The organism is Micromonospora sp. D93, from assembly GCF_018070365.1.
Taxonomy (GTDB): Bacteria; Actinomycetota; Actinomycetes; order Mycobacteriales; family Micromonosporaceae; genus Micromonospora; species Micromonospora ureilytica.
In genome coordinates this window covers 180,374-201,347 of record NZ_JAGPXW010000008.1, presented here as the reverse complement: position 1 = coordinate 201,347, position 20,974 = coordinate 180,374, and the positions used below count along the sequence as shown (strand labels likewise).

General features: G+C 72.5%; 23 protein-coding genes. 8 read left to right on the top strand and 15 right to left on the bottom strand.

Annotated elements, in window-relative coordinates; all coding sequences use genetic code 11:
• The 5 genes from KBX71_RS12855 to KBX71_RS12835 form a co-directional block, all read right to left on the bottom strand.
• Positions 1-968: serine/threonine-protein kinase (locus KBX71_RS12855; protein WP_247683363.1), on the bottom strand; the 968-nt coding region annotated here is incomplete at its 3' end.
• Between the two features lie 99 nt (positions 969-1,067).
• Positions 1,068-1,271, bottom strand: coding sequence for a hypothetical protein (locus KBX71_RS12850; protein ID WP_247683362.1), 204 nt, complete (start codon positions 1,269-1,271; stop codon positions 1,068-1,070).
• A 2-nt stretch (positions 1,272-1,273) separates the two neighbouring features.
• Positions 1,274-2,338, bottom strand: coding sequence for a LacI family DNA-binding transcriptional regulator (locus tag KBX71_RS12845; RefSeq protein ID WP_210818148.1), 1,065 nt, complete (start codon positions 2,336-2,338; stop codon positions 1,274-1,276).
• 113 nt (positions 2,339-2,451) lie between these two features.
• Positions 2,452-3,339: a helix-turn-helix transcriptional regulator gene (locus tag KBX71_RS12840; RefSeq protein ID WP_210818147.1), complete on the bottom strand. Its 888-nt coding sequence runs from the start codon at positions 3,337-3,339 to the stop codon at positions 2,452-2,454.
• A gap of 142 nt (positions 3,340-3,481) precedes the next feature.
• Positions 3,482-3,721: a DUF397 domain-containing protein gene (locus tag KBX71_RS12835; protein ID WP_088947853.1), complete on the bottom strand. Its 240-nt coding sequence runs from the start codon at positions 3,719-3,721 to the stop codon at positions 3,482-3,484.
• A gap of 264 nt (positions 3,722-3,985) precedes the next feature.
• Here KBX71_RS12835 and KBX71_RS12830 point away from each other — a divergent pair, with 264 nt between their 5' ends.
• Complete coding sequence (locus KBX71_RS12830; protein ID WP_196927000.1) at positions 3,986-4,636, top strand: GGDEF domain-containing protein; 651 nt, start codon at positions 3,986-3,988, stop codon at positions 4,634-4,636.
• Between the two features lie 35 nt (positions 4,637-4,671).
• Here KBX71_RS12830 and KBX71_RS12825 read toward each other — a convergent pair whose 3' ends face one another.
• From KBX71_RS12825 to KBX71_RS12815, 3 genes are all read right to left on the bottom strand, one after another.
• Positions 4,672-4,866, bottom strand: a complete 195-nt coding sequence (locus KBX71_RS12825; protein WP_196927002.1) for a DUF397 domain-containing protein — start codon at positions 4,864-4,866, stop codon at positions 4,672-4,674.
• A complete protein-coding gene (locus KBX71_RS12820) occupies positions 4,857-5,600 on the bottom strand; it encodes a helix-turn-helix transcriptional regulator (RefSeq protein ID WP_210818162.1) in 744 nt (247 codons plus the stop codon). The genes KBX71_RS12825 and KBX71_RS12820 overlap by 10 nt, the downstream gene beginning before the upstream one ends.
• A gap of 699 nt (positions 5,601-6,299) precedes the next feature.
• Complete coding sequence (locus tag KBX71_RS12815) at positions 6,300-6,791, bottom strand: type II toxin-antitoxin system PemK/MazF family toxin (RefSeq protein ID WP_030336385.1); 492 nt, start codon at positions 6,789-6,791, stop codon at positions 6,300-6,302.
• A 242-nt stretch (positions 6,792-7,033) separates the two neighbouring features.
• On the opposite strand from KBX71_RS12815, the gene KBX71_RS12810 reads away from it, so the two are divergent.
• Positions 7,034-8,305, top strand: a complete 1,272-nt coding sequence (locus KBX71_RS12810; protein ID WP_210818146.1) for a hypothetical protein — start codon at positions 7,034-7,036, stop codon at positions 8,303-8,305.
• 34 nt (positions 8,306-8,339) lie between these two features.
• Here KBX71_RS12810 and KBX71_RS12805 read toward each other — a convergent pair whose 3' ends face one another.
• The 5 genes from KBX71_RS12805 to KBX71_RS12785 form a co-directional block, all read right to left on the bottom strand.
• Positions 8,340-8,813, bottom strand: coding sequence for a DUF2267 domain-containing protein (locus KBX71_RS12805; RefSeq protein WP_210818145.1), 474 nt, complete (start codon positions 8,811-8,813; stop codon positions 8,340-8,342).
• A gap of 40 nt (positions 8,814-8,853) precedes the next feature.
• Positions 8,854-9,252 (bottom strand): NUDIX domain-containing protein, encoded by a 399-nt coding sequence (locus KBX71_RS12800; protein ID WP_210818144.1) that lies wholly within the window; start codon positions 9,250-9,252, stop codon positions 8,854-8,856.
• Between the two features lie 44 nt (positions 9,253-9,296).
• Complete coding sequence (locus KBX71_RS12795) at positions 9,297-10,583, bottom strand: hypothetical protein (protein WP_210818161.1); 1,287 nt, start codon at positions 10,581-10,583, stop codon at positions 9,297-9,299.
• Between the two features lie 116 nt (positions 10,584-10,699).
• A complete protein-coding gene (locus KBX71_RS12790) occupies positions 10,700-11,521 on the bottom strand; it encodes a sugar phosphate isomerase/epimerase family protein (RefSeq protein WP_196927011.1) in 822 nt (273 codons plus the stop codon).
• Positions 11,522-12,559 carry a zinc-binding alcohol dehydrogenase gene (locus KBX71_RS12785; protein WP_210818143.1) on the bottom strand — a complete coding sequence of 346 codons (1,038 nt, stop codon included), beginning with the start codon at positions 12,557-12,559 and terminating at the stop codon, positions 11,522-11,524.
• 115 nt (positions 12,560-12,674) lie between these two features.
• On the opposite strand from KBX71_RS12785, the gene KBX71_RS12780 reads away from it, so the two are divergent.
• Genes KBX71_RS12780 through KBX71_RS12765 form a run of 4 tightly spaced genes read left to right on the top strand, consistent with a single transcriptional unit; the run spans position 12,675 to position 16,548 of the window.
• Positions 12,675-14,069: an ABC transporter substrate-binding protein gene (locus KBX71_RS12780; RefSeq protein WP_210818142.1), complete on the top strand. Its 1,395-nt coding sequence runs from the start codon at positions 12,675-12,677 to the stop codon at positions 14,067-14,069.
• The gene (locus KBX71_RS12775) at positions 14,066-15,022 is read left to right on the top strand and encodes a carbohydrate ABC transporter permease (RefSeq protein ID WP_210818141.1); all 957 of its coding nucleotides are present in this window, start codon (positions 14,066-14,068) and stop codon (positions 15,020-15,022) included. Before KBX71_RS12780 ends, KBX71_RS12775 begins: the two co-directional genes overlap by 4 nt.
• Positions 15,022-15,888: a carbohydrate ABC transporter permease gene (locus KBX71_RS12770; protein WP_091406739.1), complete on the top strand. Its 867-nt coding sequence runs from the start codon at positions 15,022-15,024 to the stop codon at positions 15,886-15,888. Before KBX71_RS12775 ends, KBX71_RS12770 begins: the two co-directional genes overlap by 1 nt.
• A 54-nt stretch (positions 15,889-15,942) precedes the next feature.
• The gene (locus KBX71_RS12765) at positions 15,943-16,548 is read left to right on the top strand and encodes a bifunctional 2-polyprenyl-6-hydroxyphenol methylase/3-demethylubiquinol 3-O-methyltransferase UbiG (RefSeq protein WP_210818140.1); all 606 of its coding nucleotides are present in this window, start codon (positions 15,943-15,945) and stop codon (positions 16,546-16,548) included.
• Positions 16,549-16,570: 22 nt separating this feature from the next.
• Here KBX71_RS12765 and eccB read toward each other — a convergent pair whose 3' ends face one another.
• Entirely contained in the window at positions 16,571-17,956 is a 1,386-nt protein-coding gene (gene eccB / locus KBX71_RS12760; protein ID WP_210818139.1) for a type VII secretion protein EccB, read from the bottom strand.
• 129 nt (positions 17,957-18,085) lie between these two features.
• Here eccB and KBX71_RS12755 point away from each other — a divergent pair, with 129 nt between their 5' ends.
• Positions 18,086-18,805, top strand: a complete 720-nt coding sequence (locus tag KBX71_RS12755; RefSeq protein WP_196927017.1) for a spermidine synthase — start codon at positions 18,086-18,088, stop codon at positions 18,803-18,805.
• Between the two features lie 97 nt (positions 18,806-18,902).
• Positions 18,903-19,079 (top strand): hypothetical protein, encoded by a 177-nt coding sequence (locus KBX71_RS12750; protein WP_210818138.1) that lies wholly within the window; start codon positions 18,903-18,905, stop codon positions 19,077-19,079.
• 15 nt (positions 19,080-19,094) lie between these two features.
• On the opposite strand, the gene KBX71_RS12745 is transcribed toward KBX71_RS12750, so the two are convergent.
• Positions 19,095-20,897 carry an acyl-CoA dehydrogenase gene (locus tag KBX71_RS12745; protein WP_210818137.1) on the bottom strand — a complete coding sequence of 601 codons (1,803 nt, stop codon included), beginning with the start codon at positions 20,895-20,897 and terminating at the stop codon, positions 19,095-19,097.
• Positions 20,898-20,974 lie beyond the last annotated feature (77 nt).

The window sequence follows — 20,974 nt, the reverse complement described above, 5'->3', positions numbered from 1 at the left end:
AGATCGCCGACGCGCCATCGACGTCCGCCCCGGCCCCCGCACCCACGACGCACTCGCCGACGCCGGCCGCACCGTCCCCAACACGTCCCACCGCCAGCACCGCGCCCCCGACCGTCGGGCAGCAGCTCGGTGGGCGGCTCGATCGGCTGACCGGCACCGAAGCGGCGGGCGAGGTGTGCGGCGCTCGGACGGTCGGCCGGGTTGGCGGCCAGGCACGCGACTGTCAGTTCGGCGATGTCGGCGGGTAGGCCGGGCACCCGCAGCGGCGGCACCGGGGTGCCCCGCCGGTGCACCTCCAGCGCGTCCTCCCAGCTCTGCACGGGCAGTGGCGCCCGCCCGGTGAGGGTGCGGTAGAGCAGTGCGCCGAGGGCGTACACGTCGCTCGCCGGGTCGGGCGGGCCGGCGGCCAGCCGTTCCGGGGCGAAGTAGGCGGGGGTGCCCATCAGCGGTTCGCCGGACTGACCGTCGAGGCCGCCGAGCGCGGCGATGCCGAAGTCGAGCACCTTGGCGCCGGTGTCGGTGAGCATGACGTTGCCGGGCTTGACGTCGCGGTGCACGACGCCGATGCGGTGCGCGGCGGCCAGCGCGGCGGCGATCTGCCCGGCTACCCGGACCGCTTCCGGCCAGGGCAGCGGCCCGGTCCGCAGCCGGTCGGCCAGGTTGTGACCGTCTACCAGCTCCATCACCAGGTACGGGACCACGACACCCCCCGCCAGGGTCGCCTCTGCGTAGTCGTACACCTGGGTCACGTGTGGGTGGGCCAGCCGGGCGGCCGCGCGGGCCTCGCGTTGGATGGTGGCCCGCAGCTGTGGGTCGGTGGCGAACTGCCCGGCGAGCACCTTGATCGCGACCGGCCGCCCGAGCACCTCGTCGTCGCCTCGCCACACCTCGGACATGCCGCCGAGACCGATCCGCTCGTGCAGTACGTAGCGGTCGTGGAGGCGGAGAGTGGGCGTGAGCGGTGACATGGCTTCACCAGTCTGCCTGGCAACGCCGCTCTCGACCACTCTGCGTGCCCGGCCCCACACTGTTCGTCCCGTGCGTACCGGAATGGGGTGGGGTTCGGGTCAGGAGCAGCGAGCAGTGCCGGGCAGCGGGCGCGGCTGGATGCGGTCGGCGAGCCGGCGCAGGGCGAGGGCGGTGGCCTGCCGGGTCGGGGCGAGCAGGGCCCGGCGGGGGCGTTCGACCTGGACCGGAGCGTCCGGTCGGGCCGAGTTGACGTGCCGGTTCATGGCGTCGAGCGCGGTGATGTATCCGGTGGGAAGTTCCATGGTCAACTCCTCGGGACAGGTCCGGTGGAGCCCCGGACGACGAGTGCGGTGGGCAGCAACACGTGACCGGCCGCGGCGTCCGCGGGCGGGTCGAGCAGCAGTTCGGCGGCGATCCGGCCCTTCTCCTCGGCCGGCTGCCGGACAGTGGTGAGGCCGGCCGCGGCGGCCTCGGGGACGTCGTCGAAGCCGGTCACCGAGACGGTGGGACGATCATGGGCCGGCCGCGCGGCCAGGGCGTCCAGGACACCGAGCGCGAGGACGTCGGAGCAGGCCAGCACGGCGGTCGGCGGCGCGGGTTGGCCGAACAGCCCGGCGATGGCTGCGGCTGCCGCCGGGCGGCTGTTGCCGGGGACGTTGACCACTGTCAACTCGGCCCAGCCGACGCCGACCTCGGCGAAGGCGTCGGCGAACCCGCTGAGCCGACCTCGGGTGGTCGGATGCGGCACCTGGTCGACCCCGGCCAGGGTGAGCGGGCCGGCCGGCGCGTCGGGCAGCACGGAGTCGGCGAGCAGCACCACCCGACGGTGCCCGAGCCCGGCGACGTGCGCGGCGGCACTGCGCGCGGCGGCCCGCTCGTCGATGCCGACGAACCGTTCGTCGGCGCCGGCGTCGTCGCGGGCGGCCGTGCTGACGAACGGCAGCCCGCGTTGGCGGATCACGTCCAACGCCCATTCCTCGTCGGCGACGCAGTAGACGCAGAACCCGTCGACGGCGGCGTTCTCCACCGCCCGGCGGGCGTCGGTCACCGCCGGCGGCAGCGGCACCAGCAGCATGCTCGTGCCACGTCGCTCGATCGCCGCGCCGACACCGGCGAGGAAGCGGACCGCGAACGGGTCGGTGAAGGCGTACGACAGTTGCGAGGTGAACAGCACCCCGATCGACCCGACGAAGCCTCGGCGAAGGGAGCGCGCGGTGGGGTTGGGTCCGGCGTACCCGAGTTGCCGGGCAGCGTCCATGATTCGCTCCCGCAGGGCGGTGGAGAGCTGGTCGGGGCGGCTGTAGGCGTTGGAAACGGTGCTGCGGGAGACACCGACGGCGTCGGCCACGGCTTGCAGTGTTGGCTTCACCGGCACCTCTCTGTATCGATGCAGTCTGTATCGATGCAGAGACTAGCCCGACCAGTCGGCGTCGGTCAATACGTGAGCTGTGGGTGCCGCCTGCGACGGCTACGCGGTCGAGGTCAGGCCGGGTAACTGTCGTCCAGCAGTCGGCCGAGGATCTCCGCCGTGCGCTCCGGCGGCTCGGCCTCGACGCAGAGCCGCTCCATGGCCACCGCGTAGTAATCCAGATCGTCGCGCTTGTCTAGGTAGATGGCGCTGGTGAGCTGTTCGATGTAGACGATGTCGGGTAGCTCCTGGTCGCCGAAGCGCAGGATGGTGAAGGCGCCCCCGGCGGCGGCGTGGCCACCGGCGGCGAACGGGATGACCTGGAGCCGGATGTGGGGTGACTTGGTCGCCTCGATGAGCGCGGTGAGCTGACCGCGCATGACCTCGGCGCCGCCGATGGGCCGGCGCAGCGCCGCCTCGTCCACAACTGCCCACAACTGCGGCGGATTCTCCCGCTGGAGCAACTGCTGACGTTGCATCCGCAGCCCGACGCGTCTGTCGATCTCGCCCGCACCGGCCGCGCCGTGCCCGAGCAGCACGACCGCCCGGGCGTACTCCCGGGTCTGCAGGAGGCCGGGGACGAACTGCACCTCGTAGCTGCGGATCAGCGCGGCGGCGGCCTCCAGGCCCAGGTACGACTGGAACCAGGACGGCAACACGTCGCCGTAGCGGTGCCACCAGCCGGGGCTGTTCGCGTCCCGTGCGAGCTTGAGCAGCGCGTCGCGCTCGTGTTCCTCGCTGACGCCGTAGAGGGTCAACAGGTCGGCGACGTCGCGCTCCTTGAAGCCGACCCGGCCCAGCTCCATCCGACTGATCTTGGATTCGGAGGAGCGGATCTCCCAGCCGGCGCCCTCCCGGGTCACCCCGCTGGACTCCCGAAGGCGGCGCAGTTGGGCGCCGAGCAGCATGCGCAGCACGGTCGGCCCGGTTGTCGGGCCGCCCTCGGCGGGAACCATCGTCACGTGCGGACCTCCGGACACCGACCCACGGCGGCCGGGCGCCCCGGCCCGGCCGACGTGTAAGCATGCCATGGACCGACAGTGAGGTGAACTCCTCCACACCGGTGAATAAGTCCCGTCGCCGGGACGACCCTGCCCGGCACGGTCAGTTGATCAGATGGTCGAAATCTCCGTCCCGCGCACCGAGAACGAAGGCGGCGATCTCATCCACCGTGTAGATCAGCGCCGGCCCCTCCGGGTGTCGTGAGTTGCGAACCGCGATGCCCGCTCCCCCGGGCAGCTCGGCGAGTTCGACGCAGTTGCCGCTCGGGTTGCTTCGGCGGCTCTTCTGCCAGCTCAGCGGAGGCAACTGGTGGATCGGTACGCCATTGGGTGGCTGATGCATGGAGGCGTCTTTCTGTTACGAGCCCGCCGGTGGCCGTGGGAGGAGCGGTGACGGCGAGGGGGTGCGGTATCGACATTGGACGGTTCTGCACGTGCATCTGCTATTGCATCTGCATCCGACGGCGAGCATGATAACGCAGATGATCGGTGCCCATCCGTTCACTTTGCGTTACCCCCACACGGGCAACGATCAGGCAAAACTGGGCCCGACGCGGCGCGCCGCGTCAACCGAAGGCTGGAGGCGGTCGCGGCGATGGGAGGGTTCGTGCCGGATCCGATGAGTGTCGCCTCCGGCGTCTGCGCCGCCGGCGCGCTGCTCTCCTCCTGGCAACTGCGCCGACGGGCGGTGCGCGCCGAGGCCGAGATCGACCACCTCCAGGCCGAGTTGGCCGCCGAACGGCACGCCGCCAGCCACGACCCGCTCACCGGGCTGCCCAACCGACGCGCCTTCTACCGCCTGGCAGCCGCCCTGCTCACCGACGCCGCCGGCCAGCCGCTGATCGCCGTCGTGCTCGACCTGGACGACTTCAAACAGATCAACGACCGGTACGGGCACGCCGCCGGCGACCAGGTGCTGATCAGTGTGGCCGAGCGGCTCGCCGGCTTCGCCGGGGACAACCTCGTCGCCCGCCTCGGCGGCGACGAGTTCGCCGGTCTGCTCTCCAGCCCCACCGTCGACCGGCGCTGGATCGAGCACTCCACCCGCCGGCTCAGCGAGACCGTCGCCGCGCCGATCCGGCTCAGCGGGTGCAGCGTCCGGGTCACCGCCTCCGTCGGGCTCGCCCCGGTGACCGGCCCCGCCCAGCTCACCGACGCGCTCAGCCGCGCCGACGCGGCCATGTACCAGGCGAAGAGCCTCGGCGGCGCCCGGTCACCCCGCCAACTTGTCGACAGCGCGTTCCTCACGGAGCGCTGACCGTTTCAGGCGACGGGCGCGCCGCCCCGAGTGGATCAGCGGCCCGGTGTACGCACTTCTCGAACGAACGCCGTCCAGGCGGTCGGCGCGAAGGTCAGGGTGCCGCCGTCGCGGTCCTTGCTGTCGCGCACCAGCACCCGGCCGGGCAGATTGTCGGCCACCTCGACGCAGGCACCACCGTTGTTGCTGCTGCGGGTCGCGGTGCGCCAGCGGGCGTCGGTCATGTCCATGTCGTGGCCACTTCCCTGATCAGCTCGATCGACCGTCGTCGGGGGAACGCCTCGCCGGTGACGCTCTCCCACCTGCGTCCCAGGCTAGCGACGTCGAGGGGATCGGTCACGACCTGACCGCGGAGCTGGTTGTCGAGATATGCCAATTCGGTCCCGTCGGGCAGCCGACCCAGCACGAAGGGACCGGCCAGCCCGGTGTGCCACGGGCACTCGGCAGGGATCACCCGCACCTGCACGTGTTCCCACTCGGCCACTCTCGCGAGGTGGGCCAGTTGGCCGGCCATCACGGTGCGGTCGCCGACCGACCGGCGCAGCACCACCTCGTCGATCACCGCCACCAGCTGCGGTGGAGCGTCGCGGCCGAGGACCGCCTGCCGCTCAATGCGGCCCGCCACGATCTGGTCCACCTCGGACGGTGGGACCAGCCCACCGGTGCCCAGGATCGCGCGGGCGTACCCCTCGGTCTGGAGCAGACCCGGCACGAGCAGCGGCTCGTACCACCGGAGCGAGGTGGCGTCCTGTTCCAGCTCGGCCCACGGTCGGAACCACGGCAAGTCCCGACGGCGGAACGGCTCCGGCCAGAGGTCGGCCGCGTCCCGGCGCAGTACCTTGGCCACAGCGACCCGGGTGCGCGGGTGCGGGATGCGCCCCGACGCGAGCCATCGCGCCGCCGTCTTCGGGTCGACGTGGACCTTCTCGGCCAACGACTCGACGGTCTCGCCCGCCTCGGCCATCGCCACCCGCAACGCCTCGTTCGCCACCAGATTCTCCCGCCGCTCTCGGTGCCGTGGCGGACGACCTGGAAGCCCCGCCCAGCAGGCGTGCTGCGACGCCGCTCGATGCACGTTGCGGCGGACGATAACCACGCTGCGTGCCCGTGTCTGCGGCCTACCGGCGTGTTGCGGTGTGACGTGTTGACGCGCATTCCGGAGGCCCCCCGACCGCCCCCGAGATGCCCCGCCAGCGTCCCACGGCCCGCGTCCTGCCCCGCCCTCGCTTGATCCACTCGACTTCGCTGAAATCGCGGTATCAACCACCCCCGAACATCGCGATGTCAGCGACTCGAAGTGGATCGAGGCGGCGTCCGTGCGGGGGGTAACCGGGGGGGTACCACCGGGCTGGCGCTTTGGAGCTGATGTCACAAACGATTCGGCCGCCAGCAGCCCCGCCGACGAGCCGTCGTGGCTGAGCGGCGCGACCCGGCAGGACCGCCAACGCGACGCCGGCACGACAGCCACGTGCGACGCCAGCAGGGACACCAAGCGCGATCCCGGGTGGGCCGTGATGTCGCAAACGATTCAGCTCCAAAGGCAACCAACCGCATACCTCCGGCTCCCGCACACGTCGCCAGCCCACACCAACCCAGTGCGGATTCCGTTGCTACACCTCAGCTCGTTGTCGGCGAGGCACTGCGGACGGTGGCCCCGCGGCGGTCAGCGCCAGCCGTAGCCGGCGCGCAACGCCTGCCCGACCCGGTCGAACCGAGGCCGATCCAACACGGCGCCCTCACGGCGGATGCTGTCCTCGCGCATGGTGAGCACCCGATCCAGCCGGACCCAGCTCGGCCGGTTGTCGCGGTCCCACTCACCCGGCCCGAGCGCGAACCAGTGCCGCTGCCCGTCCCGCTCGCTCTGGCTGGACAGCATCAACCCGAACAGTGTCCGGCTGTGCCGCCCGACGACCAGCACCGGCCGGTCCTTGCCCTGGCGGGGGTCGTCCTCGTACGGCACCCACGTCCAGACGATCTCGCCCGGGTCGGCCTGACCGTCCCGCTCCGGAGCGTAGGTCAGCTCCCGACGCTGCAACGCGCTCACCTGACGGCGGCGGGCCACCTGGGCGGGCGCCGGCCCGGTGCGCCGGGGCGACGGGATCACCGCACCGACCCGAGAGATACGCGCCGCGACATTCCTCAACAGACCAGCCACGGCGGGCAGCCTACCCGCCGCCGAATTGGGCGGTGCGACAGACTGGCCCGATGAACGAGCTGCCCCGCGACCTGCCGATCCTGGAGCGACGCGCGGTACGGGTGGTGGTCACCGCGAGGTTGTCGGGAGCGGTTCTACCCCGGGCAGCTCCCCCGACTGATCACCCCGCTTCTCGCCGACACGGAGATCGACGAGCCGTTCGAGCTGTGGTCGTGAGCCGGGCCGGCGGGCAGAGTAGGGACATGAGGACCGATCTGCACGGGCCGCTCTCCGCGTACGCCGCGCGGCTGCACGCCACGGCCGGCGACCGGCACCACGTCGCCTCTCCGCTCGGCGCCTGGCTGCTGCTCGCGGTCGGCGCCACCACGGCGGCCGGCCCCGACCTGGCCGCCGAGGCAGGAGCCGCCGAGGCGGAAGCCGCCGCGAATGGAGCAACCGCGGAGCTGGCGCGCGCCCTGGGCACCGACCTGCCGAGCGCGGCCGAGATCGCCCGAACGCTGTTGGACGCGCCGCACCCGCTGGTCGGGGCCGCCACAGCTCTCTGGCACCGACCGGGGCAGGGCGACGGCGGTCCGGTGGCGTGGCGGGCCGCGCTGCCCAGCACGACGGAGGTCGGCGTACTGCCCGATCAGGCCGGGTTGGACGCCTGGGCGCGCGAGCACACCCTCGGCCTGATCGAGACGTTCCCCCTGCGGGTCCGGCCGGACGTGGTGCTGGCCCTGGCCAGCGCGTTGGCCACCCGGGTGTCCTGGGCGACCCCGTTCGACGTCGCCGACGCACGCGCGCTCGGCGCTGGCAGCCCGTGGGCCAGCCAACTGCGGCGAACCCTGCGCAGCCCGAGTCAGGGCCACCGGTGCGCCATCGTGTCCACCGCGCGGGCCGGTGACGTGATCGTGCACGCCGCACCGGCCCAGACGACCGACGGCGCGGGGCTGGTGGTCCTCTCGGTGGCCGCCGCGCCGCGAGTGCCACCGGCCGAGGTGCTGGCCGTCGCGTACGACCTCAGCGCCGGCGCGGCCGACGGCACGCAACCGGCGGGCAGCCGCTCGCTGTTCGACCTGCCGCTCGGCGCGACTCCGCTGTGGACGCTGAGCGAGGAGCGCGTCCGCACCCGCGCTCGCGACGGCCGCGAGGAGCGCCACCACGCCGTCCTGCCCTCCTGGTCGGCGCGGAGCGAGCACGACCTGACCGCGCCGACGCTCGGCTTCCAGGCGGCGGCGGCAACGCTGGCCACGGCGATGGCGCTGCCGGTGGAGCGCTTCGAGGCACGGCAGACGGCGGTGGCCCGGTTCGACAGGTACGGCTTCGAGGCGGCGGCGGTGACCGGCATGTTCGGGCTGACCAGTCTGCCGCCGGAGGGCGTGGCCCGCACCGCCGAGCTGCGCTTCGGGCACCCGTACGCCGTGGTGGCCGTCGCCACCGACACCCGGACCGACGGTGTCACAGGTCCCTGGCACGGGTTGCCGGTCTTCTCCGCCTGGGTCACCGAGCCCGAGGAAGCGCCCGAGGCGTGAGCGCGAGTGGGTCTCGCCCAAGCCAGGAGCCGGGTCAGGGCCCGCCGTCGCGCGGCAGTCGCGCCACCATCTCCCGGAACTCCCGTACCGTCATCGCGGACCGCAACGTGGCGAAGACGGCGCCGGTTCCGGACCGGGCGGTGGCCGGGTCCACCCCGGCACGCTGTTCCACCCGACGAAGGAACTCCGTCGGGCCGGCGTCCATCGGGGTCGCGGCGGAACCGCCGACCTCCAGGCCCACCCCGCTCGTCGACCCATCGGCGCCGACATCAGGACCGGAGGCCACGTCCGGGGCAGGGCCGGGGCCCTCGTCCGGGGCCGGGCCGGTCAGGTAGCCGCCGACCTCGTTAGGGAGGTGCCCGACGAGGTCGCCGGGCGCGTCGCCGGTCACCCGCTCGGCCAACGTCTGGAGCACGGCGCGGGCGAGCACGCCGGCCTCCTCGGCCGGCAGGCCGGACCGTTGGGACACCGCGTCGATGAAGTACGGGAACCCGTCGCCGTCGGTCACGCTCGGGCGGTTACCCCTGGCCGGCCGCGACAAACTGCCGCTAGCGAAGCAGACCCTCGGCCAGCAGGTGGTCGAAGATGATCTGGTCGACCGGCGAGGTGCGGTGCTGGTCCGCGTACCCGAGCCAGGCCATCTCGGCGATCTCGCTGGCCGGCCGCAACTGGCCCCGATAGCCGGCCTGGTAGCAGGTCATCCGCACGGTGACGCCGGCCGCGTGGCTGTGCGCCTGAGCGGTGAAGGTGCCCAGGTGTACGGCATCGCGCACGTCGACCTCGACGCTCAACTCCTCGTCGATCTCCCGCCGCAGGGTCTCCAGGTCGGTCTCGCCCGGCTCGCGCTTTCCACCCGGCAGGTACCAGACGTCCTTGCCGGCCGAGCGGGTGCTCAGCACCCGACCGTCCTCGATGAGGATCCAGGCCACCTTGTCGATCTCGCGCACGATGCTCCCTCCAGCCGCCGGGACGCTACCACCCGGCACCGCGCTCATTCGGCCAGCAGGTCGAGCAGCAACGCGGCGGTCCAGCTGAACGCCGGCGAGCCCAGCCCGACGCCGGTGTCCGGGTGGAAGTACTCGTGGCAGCCGGCCCCGGCGACCAGACCGATCATCGAGCGGCGCAGCCCGGCGGCCAGCTCCGGGTGCCCGTGCGCGAGCAGCCCGCGCCGGACCAGCCAGCCGATGTTGAGCCAGCTCGGCCCGCGCCAGTAGCGCAGCGGCTCGAAGTCGGGTGCGGTGCGGTCGTAGGTGGGTAGCGGCCGGTCCATCCGCCGGGCCACCCCGAAGCGCGCCGACCGGGCCTCGACGACCAGCGCGTCGGCCTGCCGGGTCGGCAGGTCGGGAAGGATCAGCGGGGTCAGCCCGAGCACGGTACGGGCGCTCACCAGGCGGTCGGCTCGCAGGTCACGGGGCTGGAACGTGCCGGTGCCCCTGTCGTACAGCCGCCGGAGGAGCGCTTCGGTGATCCGGGCCGCGCGGGCCCGGTGCGGCCCGGGGTCGCCGCCGACGAGCGCGGCGATCTCGGCGAGGGCGTGTTCGGCTGCCCCGAACGCCGCGTTGAACAGCGGGCACTCCACCAGGAACGGGTGGCCGGCGGCCAGGTCCCGGTCGGAGTAGCCCTGGTCGCGGTAGGCGGCGACGATCGCCAGGTAACGCGCGTAGTCCAGGTCCGTGGGGCGGTGCGCGGCGTCGGCGTGCGTGGTGTCGTGTCGACGGTACGCGGACATGACGGCCGCCTCGGCCGGCACCGCGGCCATCGGCTCGTCCCACGCCGGGCTGTTGTCCAACCCGGACTCCCACGGGTGCACGATGCAGACCAGCCCGTCGCCGGCCACGTCCCGCCGGTCGGAAAGGTAGCGCTGTTGGGCGACAAGCGCGGGATAGAGCCGGCGCAGCGCCGCCAGGCCGGTGGGGTCGGGCGCCTGCCGGTACGCCAGCAACGCGGCGAGCGCGTGCACCGGTGGCTGGACCAGGCCGGAGGTGGCCACCGTCGGTGCTCCCGGAACGTCGGCCGAGCGCCACATCTCCGGCCCCGGGAAGTACGCGCCGACCCGCAGCGCCGGGTTGAACACGATGTGCGGCACCCGCCCGTCGGCCCACTGCGCCCGGAACAGGCTCGCCAGCTCCCGCCAGGCGCGGTCGGGGCGGACCTGGGCCAACCCGATGGCGATGAACGCGGAGTCCCAGCTCCACTGGTGCGGGTAGAGCGTGCGCGAGGGCACCGTGTGGTCGTGCTCCCAGTTGGCGTCGAGCGTGTCGACAGCGAGTCGACGCAGCCCGGTCGCGTCGGTCGGGCCACCCGTGCCGGCGACGTCGGCGCGCGTCGGTCCGGTGTCAGCGATCCCGTCGACACCGGCGGTCGCGTCGACACTTGTCGGCCCGGCGTCGGCGGTCACGCGGCGGCCCGCCGGGGCAACGCGTGCCGCAGCACCGTGGCGGCCTGTTGCAGGGCCCGGACCGGGTCGCCGCGGAGCCGGCACTCCAGGGCCAGCCAGCCCCGGTAGTCCAGCTCCAGCAGCGTGCGCACCAGCGCCGGCCAGTCCAGGTGCCCGGCGCCGGGCTGGTACCGGTTGGAGTCGCTGACCTGCACGTGCCCGAGGTACGGCGCGGCGGCGCGCAGCGCGCGGTGCACGTCGTCCTCCTCGATGTTCATGTGGAAGGTGTCGGCGACCACCCGGACCGACGGCAGCCCGAGTGCGGCGCAGAGCGCCACCGCCTCGTCGAGACGGTTGACCATGTGGTCCTCGTACCGGTTGAGGGGTTCCAGGAAGAGGCTGACCCCCTCGGCCCGGGCGTGCTCGCCCAGCTCGCCGAGGGCGTCGAGGAGCACCTGCCGGTCTCCGCCCGGCGGCCGGGGCGGCTCGAACGGCGGCAGTCGCCGGGAGAACATTCCCCAGGCGGCCGGGGTCATCGCCCCGACGCCGCCCAACTCGGCGATCACCGAGAGCTGGGAGCGCAGGTTGCGGACGGCGTCGGCGGACCGGGCGGGGTCGAAGTCGCCGATGAAGTGGTCCATCTCGACGCAGACGGTGGGCATCACCACCCCGGCGGCGCGGGCCCGGCGCAGCTCGGGCAGCCGGCGGGCGAACGCGAGGTCGCCGCGGCCGCGTAGCTCGATGCCCTGGTAGCCGAGGGCGGCCGCGAGGGCGTACTTCTGGATCAGGTTGGTGCCCGGCAGGAGTTGTTCCTGACAGGCCAGCGCGATGGTGGTCATCTAGAACCTCAGCACGACTTGGAGGACGTCACCGGCGCCGCGGTCGAGCAGCGCGAGGGCGTCGGCGACCGCGCTGGCGTCGACGATGTGGCTGACCAGCGGCAGCGGGTCGACGCTGCGGTCGGCCACCAGGTCCATGAAGGTCTGCGCGACCCGGTCACCGGTCCACCGGCCGGCCATGCTCGGCGCGGGGCTGGGCCCGGAGACCTGGGCGGCCACCAACTGGATGCGGTTGTGGTGGAACTCCTCGCCAAGGCCGAGCGCGTCGGCCTGGCCCTGGTAGAAGCCGGCGGCCACGACCCGGCCGGCGTGGGTGGTGGAGCGGATCGCCTCGTGCAGCGCCGGGTACGCGCCGGACAGCTCCAGGCAGACGTCGGCCCCCCGGCCGTCGGTGGCCTGGCGCAGCACGGCGGCGGCGGACGTGACAGTGGCGTCCACGATGGACCGGGCGCCGTATCGGGCGGCGTGCTCCAGCCGGTCGGGCACCGGGTCGACGGCCACCACCCGGGCCCCGGAGAGCACGGCGAGCCGGGTGGCGAGCAGCCCGATGACGCCCTGCCCGAAGACGCCGACCCAGTCGCCGAGGTGCAGGTCGCCGGCGAGCACGGCGGTCAGCGCGATGGCGCCGGGGCGGGCGAAGACCGCGACGAGCGGGTCCAGCCCGGAGGGGAGCGCACGGACCGCGTCGGCGGCGAGCACGGCCTCGGCCCGGTGCCCCCAGATGCCCCAGACGAGCTGCCCCGGATGCCGGTCGGTGACCTCCGGTGCGACCTCGATGACCTCGCCGACCTCTTCGTAGCCGAAGCCGATCAATGGGTAGGGCACCGGGGTCTGTCGGGGGACGAACATCCGGGCGACGTCGTCCCAGTCCTTGCTGAGCCGGGGATTGCTGCCCCGATAGAGGGTCAGCTCGGTGCCGGCGGAGATGCCCGAGTAGCAGGTGCGGACCCGGACCTGGCCGGGGCCGAGCGGATCCGGTGGGCAGGGCTCGAGGCTGATGCGTCGAGGCCCGGCGAGAGAGACCACCCAGTTGCCCATGTGTCACATCCCGGTAGCACTGGGCTCCAGGATAGCAAAAAATCGCGATATGTCTTGCTATTGATCAATCGAAGGTGTTGGATCCGTCATGTACCCTTCGAGAGGAGTGCCACCGATGTCAGCACCTCCGAGGCGGATACTCGCCACCACCCTGATCCTGGCACTGACCACGTCCACCCTGCTGGCCTGCGGCGACGACGGATCGGACAGCAACAGCAAGAAGATCACCGTCTGGAGCCTGGAAGACGTGGCCGACCGGGTCACCGCCACCAAGGCGATCATCGCCGACTTCACCGCCAAGACCGGGATCCAGGTCGATCTCGTGACCGTCAACGAGGACCAGTTCCCCTCCCTGATCGCCGCCAACGCCGCCGCCGGTGACCTGCCCGACGTGGTCGGTTCGGTCTCCCTCGCCGGCATCCGTACGCTCGCCGGCAACGAGCTGCTGCACGACTCGGCGAACGCGGAGGTCGTCGACAAGCTCGGAAGGCAGACGTTCTCGCCCCGGGCGCTGGAGCTCACCTCCGACGACGGCAAACAGCTCTCCGTGCCCAGCGACGGGTGGGGGCAGCTGCTCGTCTACCGCAAGGACCTGTTCGCCGCGGCCAGCCTGCCCGCCCCCGACACGTACGAGCGGATAACCGCCGCAGCGGCGCAGCTGAACACCGGCGGCGTCGCCGGGATCACCGCGGCGACCGCCCCCAGCGACGTGTTCACCCAGCAGACCTTCGAGCACCTGGCGCTTGCCAACGGCTGTCAGCTCACCGACGACTCGGGCAAGGTGACACTGGATTCGCCCCAGTGCGTCGAGGCGTTCCGCTTCTACGGTGACCTGATCCGCACCAGCTCCGTGAAGGGTGCGCAGGACGTGGACACCACCCGGGCCACCTACTTCGCCGGCAAGGCGGCCATGGTGGTCTGGTCACCGTTCATCCTCGACGAGCTGGCCGGGCTGCGCAACGACGCCAAGCCGACCTGCCCCCAGTGCCAGGCCGATCCGGCGTTCCTCGCGAAGAACAGCGGGTTCGTCACCGCGATCAAGGGCCCGAACGCCAGCGAGCCGGCCCAGTACGGCGAGATCAGCTCCTGGGCCGTGCTGGACGGCGCGGCGGCCGACCCGGCGAAGTCCTTCGTGGAGTTCATGCTCGGCAACGGCTACCCGCGCTGGTTCGGCATGTCCCCGGAGGGCCGCTTCCCGGTGCGCAAGGGCACCCCGGCCGAGCCGGAGGCGTACCTCATCGCCTGGAACACCAGCCAGGCGGGCGTGGACGCGAAGAAGCCCCTCGCCGACGTGTACGGCGACGAGGTGCTGGCCACGCTGCGCCGCAGCCCGGACACCTTCGGGCGGTGGGGTCTCAGCCAGGGGCAGGGCAAGCTGGTCGGCGCCATGCTCGGCGAGTTGCCGGTGCCCAAGGTGTTGGGCGACCTCATCGCGGGCAAGTCCGACGCCGCTGCCACCGCCAACCGCGCCAAGAAGGACGTCGACGCCATCAAGGCGGGCGTCAATTGACCACCACCGCGCCCGGCCCCGGCCGCTCCCCCACCCGGGAGCGGCCGGCGCCACCCCGGCGCCGACCACTGACCCTGCGCCGCCGCGAATCCCGGGCCGGGCTGGCGCTTGTCGCACCGACAGTGCTCGTCACCATCGCGGTCATCGGCATCCCGATCGTGTGGACAGTGGTGCTCGCCTTCCAGCGGGTCCGCCTCGCCACGCTGCGCAAGACCGGGCTGTTCGGCGAGTTCACCATGGACAACATCGACCGGGTGCTGCACACCCCCGGCTTCGCCGAGACGCTCTGGGTCACGCTGATCTACAGCATCGGTGGCACCGTCGGGTCGATACTGCTCGGTCTGGTGGCCGCCCTGGTCGTCCGCCGGCCGTTCCGGGGCCGCACCCTGGTCCGGGCGTCCATGCTGCTGCCGTACGTGGCACCGGTGGTCGCGGTGACGTTCGTCTGGCAGGTGATGCTCGACCCGCAGCTCGGCATCGTCAACGCGTGGGGCCAACGCCTGCTCGGCTGGGACGCCCCGGTGCCGTTCCTCACCCAGGAGTCGACAGCGCTGGCCACAGTGATCGTCTTCGAGGCGTGGCGGTACTTCCCGTTCGCGTTCCTGTTCCTGCTGGCCCGACTCCAGGCGGTGCCCGGCGAGTTGGAGGAGGCCGCCCGCGTCGACGGCGCCACCCCCACCCAGCGGTTCCGGCACATCCTGCTGCCGCAACTGCTGCCGGTGATCGCCCTGCTGGGCGTGCTGCGCTTCATCATGACGTTCAACAAGTTCGACGACGTCTACCTGCTCACCGGCGGTGCGGCCGGCACCGAGGTGGTCAGCGTGCGGGTGTACGAGTTCCTCACCGCCCGGACCGACATCGGGGCCGCGGCCGCGCAGGCGGTCGTGTTGGCCGTGGTGCTGATCGTGTTCGTGCTGATCTATCTGCGCTTCTTCGGACGGAGGGTGAGCTGATGGACCGGGACGTGGTCGAGACGGTGAGCCTGCGTTGGCTGCGCCGCCTGGTGATCGCCGTGTTCCTGGTGATCACCGTCTTCCCCTTCTACTACATGCTGGTGCTCTCGGTGCGTCCCATCGAGCGGTTGCTGCTCGACCCCGGCGCACTGGTGGTCGGCTTCGGTGAGCTGACCGTCGCCACGTACGCCGAGGTGCTCAAGGCCACCGACGACGGCGGCCAGGGTTTCCTCACCTTCATCCGCAACAGCGGGCTGGTCGCCGTCGCGGCGACAGTGCTCACCCTCCTGGTCGCGATCCCCGGCGCGTACGCGGTGGCCCGGCTGCGGTTCTTCGGCCGGAGGCAGGTGGACTTCCTGTTCCTGGCGGTCTACCTGTTCCCGTCGATCGTCATCGCGATCCCGCTGTTCGTGGTGTTCACGCGGGCCGGGCTGCGCGGCTCGCTGTTCGGTCTGGTGCTGGTCTACATCTCGCAGACGTTGCCGGTGTCGGTCTACATGCTGAAGAACTACTTCGAGACCATCCCGGTCAGTCTGGAGGAGTCCGCCGCCATCGACGGCGCCGGTCGGCTCGGCATCATCCGGCGCGTCAGCCTGCCCCTCGCGATGCCGTCGATCATGGCGGTCGCCCTCTACGACTTCATGATCGCCTGGAACGAGTTCCTCTTCGCCCTGCTGTTCCTGGTCGACAAACCCAACAGGTGGACGGTGTCACTCGGGTTGTCCCTGCTCGCCGACGGGGTGGAGGTCCCCAAGACGGTCTTGATGGCCGGGTCGGTAGTGCTCACCCTGCCCATCGTGATCCTCTTCTTCGCCAGCGAACGGCTGCTCACCGAGGGGCTGACCAGCGGCGCGGAGAAGGGATGATCGTCTCGTCCGGGTCGCCCGCCCGGCCCCCGCCGGCCCGGATACGGTGGCCTCATGGCCAACCCGACCCGCTGGGCGACCGACACCGGTCCCGAGCACTCACAGTGGTATATCGACCGGTTCCGCAAGCTCGTGGCCGAGGGCGCGGACCTGGCCGGCGAGGCCCGGCTGGTGGACGCCCTCGTCGCGCCCGGCTCCCGCATTCTCGACGCCGGCAGCGGCACCGGCCGCGTCGGTGCCGCGCTGGCCGAGCGGGGGCACACGGTGGTCGGCGTGGACGCCGATCCCGCGCTGGTGGATGCCGCCCGCGCCGACTATCCCGGCCCGACGTGGCTGGTCGCCGACCTCGCCGAACTGGATCTGTCGGCGCTGGGTGAGGCGGAGCCGTTCGACGCGGCGGTGCTGGCCGGCAACGTGCTCGCCTTCGTCGCCGTCGGCACCGAACCGGCGGTACTGCGCCGGGTGGCAGCACACCTGCGACCCGATGGCGTGCTGACGGTGGGCTTCGGCACCGAGCGCGGCTACCCGCTGACCGCGTTCGACGCCGACGCGGTGGCCGCCGGGCTGCGCGTGGAGCAGCGCTTCGCCACCTGGGACCTGCGCCCGTGGCGCGACGACGCCCCGTTCGCGGTCACCGTCCTGCGCCGCCCGGCCGACTGACACCGGCGGGGCCACCTCGCCCTCAGTCCGGGGCGGCTACGGCGCGGGCGGCGGCCGGGTCGAGGGTGGCGCCGGCGGGCACCAGGCTGACCAGCCCGGCCGGTAGCCGTACCGGTCGCACGTCGCGGTAGCCGAGCATCGGGAGCACCTCCCGGTCGGCCAGCACGTACCGTCGGCCCAGGTCGGTGACCACAGAGACCGCGCCGCCGGTCGCGCCGGGCGCCGCCGCGGCCTCGACCACCGCGCCGCGGCCCGGCTCGACCACCACGTGGTCGGCCAGCACCGCGCCACCGGTCGGCGCGGTGCGGGGCACGGCCGTCAGGTCCCGCAGCGGTACGCCGAAGCGCACCGCACCCACGCCGCCGTCGTCGCCGATACGGGTACAGAGCGCGCCGCCCTCGCCGGGCGCGAGCCGGGGCGGAGCCGGTGGTGGGGCGTTCGGGCCGGTCGGGGCGAGATCGGGCACCGTGGGCAGCGCGGCGAACCGGCCCAACGTCATCGACGCCGGCCCGACCTGCCCGGTGCGGGCCAGCAACAACCCCGCCTGCAACTCGGTGATGCCGGCCAGGCCGCCGTCGAGCGCCACCGCGTACTGCCGGCCGCCACCGGAGTTGCTCACCAGGTAGACCGTGCCGATCGTGGCACCCGGGACGCGGGTGGCGGGCCGACCCAGCGTGGGCAGGTCGAGCGGGGCGAGGTCGGCACCGGCGGGCAGCGAGTTGAGCAGGGCCGGCGCCACCGGGACCGCCTGGGCCCGGGTGGTGGCGAGCGCCGCCAGCACGCGGCTGGGATCACGGACGAGATAGCGCCGCTGGTGCCAGACCAGGTGCAGCCCACCGTCGGGATGGCGCAGCAACAACGCGTCGTCCCCCAACGGCCGACCGCCGTCGGGCTCGGTGCCGATCAGCAACGCGGAGCGGGGCGCCTCGACGCCCGCGCCGGCCGGGCCCGTCGAGCAGACCGTCCACGCCGTGGCGGCCAGCCGGCCCGGGGCGGGCAGCGAGTCGGGTGCGTCGGCGATGCCCAACGGCAGCCCGCGCGGCACGCCGTCGATCGTGCGGCGGGACACCAGGACGGTCTTCGACCGGTCCGCGCCGACGATGAGCAGCGCCGAGGCGTAGTTGAGCACCGGGTGCAGCTTCTGCTCGCGATAGACGAACCGGGCGCCGGACTCCTTCTCCACGATCACCGCGCCGGGGTCGCGCCACCCCTTGCCGCCGCCGGCGAACAGACCGTAGAGGGCGAAACCACCGAGCCCGATCGCCGCGACCAGGACGCTGGCCAGGCCGGCGCCGGCCAACCGCCGAAACGGCGACTGCACGGGGTCGGTCTCCCGCATGACCAGGGCGGCGACTGCCCGCTGGACGCTGAACTGGTAGGAGTGCAGCTGGTCCTGCCGCGACGGCATGGTTCCCCTCCGGTGGATCGGCCGGGCACAGGATATGCGCTGCGTCGACGTCCCGTGGACCCTGCGTGGCCGCCCGTCGCGGGGCAACCGCTACCATCCGTGGACGAATCCGGCGGCGAGAGGGCACCCGTGGGCGCGCGTTTCGAAGAGCTGGCCTGGCGGGAGACTCCGATCGGCGCGATCAGTCTGCGCCGACGGCGGGACCCGGCACTCCAGGTCGAGGTGTACGAGGTCAAGCTCGACGACGAGTACCTGATGTCCAGCCTCTTCCCGGTCGCGGAGATCGAGCTGGCCCGGTTGGGTCTCGCCGAGGTGGCCGGTGACTCCCTCGACGTGGTGGTGGGCGGTCTCGGGCTGGGCTACACCGCCTGCGCGGCGCTGGGCGACCCCCGGGTGCGCTCCCTGTTCGTGGTGGAGGCGATCGAGGACGTGATCGACTGGCACCAACGAGGGTTGCTGCCGTTCGCGGCGGGGCTCGCCGAGGACCCTCGGACCCGCTTCGTGCAGGCCGACTTCTTTGCGGCGGTGGCCGGTGACACCGGTTTCGACACCGAGGTGCCCGGACGGCGGTTCGACGCCGTGCTGCTCGACGTCGACCACTCCCCGCGCAACGTCCTGCACCCGAGCCACGCGGCGTTTTACCCGCCGGCCGGGTTGCGCCGCCTGGCCGCCCTGCTACGCCCCGAGGGCGTCTTCGCGCTCTGGTCGGACGACCCGCCGGACGCCGAGTTCACCGCAGCGCTCACCGAGGTGTTCGCGAGCGTACGCGCGCACGTCGTGCCGTTCGCCAATCCGCTGACCGGCGGGGAGTCGGCAAACACCGTCTACGTGGCGCGCACCGGCAGCTGATCGACTCCGGTACGCCGCTCGCGCATGGTGTCGGCCGGACGGGGAACGAGAAGCCGAGGCCGGCCGCACCAGGCGCGGCCGGTTACGGGAGGTCGACATGCGTGCACTGCTCTGGGTTGTCGGCGTGGTCGCCGGTGTGCTGATCCTGCTCGGGTTGCTCCTCGAGGCGGTCCGCTGGCTGATCATCATCGGTGTGATCGCGCTGGTGATCGTGATCATCTGGGGTGTCGTGAAGGGGCGGCAGGCCATGAGCCACCCGTCCCGGCGACGGTGACGGGCGGCGGGCCGGTCAGAACCAGTCCGGGCGCATGTCGAGGGTCGTCCGATCCCGGCTGGCCAGCAGGTCGAACTGCGGGCCGGTCCGGGGCAACTCGACGGTGAAGAAGTAGCGGGCGGCCTGCCGCTTGCCGGCGTGGAACGCGTCGCCGGCCCCCTCCGGCGGCAGCGCCAGCACCTGCTCCAACCACATCCAGGCGATCACCACGTGCCCGACGGCCTCCAGGTAGGCGCTGGCGTTGGCCAGCGCGAGCACCGGGTCACCGTCGGTCCACAGTCGACGGGTGACCGCGGTGACCCGGTCCACCGCGGCGGCCAGCCGGTCGGCCAGCTCGGCCGCCTCTCCCCCGGCCTTGTGGGCCCGCTCGACAGTGTCACCGATCGTCGTGGTCAGCAGGGCGAGACCAGCGCCGCCCTGCATGGTCACCTTGCGCCCCAGCAGGTCCAGTGCCTGGATGCCGTGGGTGCCCTCGTGGATCGGGTTGAGCCGGTTGTCGCGGTAGTGCTGCTCCACGTCGTGGTCGCGGGTGTAGCCGGCGCCCCCGAGCACCTGGATCGCCAGGTCGTTGGCGGCGAGGCACCACTGCGACGGCCAACTCTTGGTGATCGGGGTGAGCACGTCCAGCAACAGGTGCGCGCGCTCGCGGTCGGCCTCGGCCGGGGCGGTCTTCTGCTCGTCGAGCAACCGCGCGCAGTAGAGCACCAGCGCCAGCGACCCCTCCACGTAGCTCTTCTGCGCCAGCAGCATCCGTCGTACGTCGGGGTGGTCGATGATCGGCACCTGCGCGGCGGCCGGGTCCTTCGCGCCGACCGGTCGGCCCTGCGGCCTCTCCTTCGCGTACGCCAGGCTCTTGAGGTAGCCGGTGTAGCCCAGCGCGGTGGCACCCGCCCCGACCCCGATGCGGGCCTCGTTCATCATGTGGAACATCTGTGCCAGACCCTGGTGCGGCGGGCCGACCAGGTGTCCGACCGCTCCGGCGCGGCCCGCGGGGGTGTGCGCCCCGTCGCCGAAGCTGAGCAGGGCGTTTGTGGTGCCCCGGAACCCCATCTTGTGGTTGAGCCCGGCCAACACCACGTCGTTGCGCTCGCCGAGCGACCCGCCCGGGCCGACCAGCACCTTGGGCACGATGAACAGCGAGATGCCCTTGACCCCGGGCGGGGCGCCGGGGATGCGGGCCAGCACCAGGTGGACGATGTTCTCGGCCAACTCGTGGTCGCCACCGGAGATCCACATCTTGGTGCCGAAGAGCCGGTACGTGCCGTCCGCCTGGGGTTCGGCGCGCGTGGTGATGTCGGCAAGTGAGCTGCCGGCGTGCGGCTCGGACAGACACATGGTGCCGAAGAACCGACCGTCCAGCATGGGCCGGACGTACGTGTCCACCTGATCGGGGCTGCCGTGCGCCAGCAGCAGGTTGGCGTTGCCCAGGGTGAGGAACGGGTACGCCGAGGTGGCCACGTTGGCGGCCTGGAACCAGGTGAAGCAGGCCGCCGCGACCGCGTGCGGCAGTTGCAGGCCACCGACCGTGGCATCCAGCCCGGCGGTGAGCAGGCCCGTCTCGGCGAAGCTGTCCAACGCCGCGCGGACCTGCGGGATCAGCCGCACCCGCTGCCCGTCGAAGGTGGGCTCGGCGAGGTCTGCGGCGCGGTTGTGCGGGGCGAACTGCTCGGTGGCCACCCGCTCGGCGAGGTCCAGGGCGTCGTCGAAGGTCTCCCGGGAGTGCTCCGCGTAGCGGGGACGCTCGACGAGTTCGGACACCCGCAGCCACTCGTGCAGCAGGAAGTCGAGGTCACGGCGGGAGAGCAGGGTGGACGGCACGGCACTCCTCGGCGGGCACGGGGGCGGGGCGGGCGGGGGTGACGGCCCACTGTCGCCCCGGCCCATCCTGGCCGATC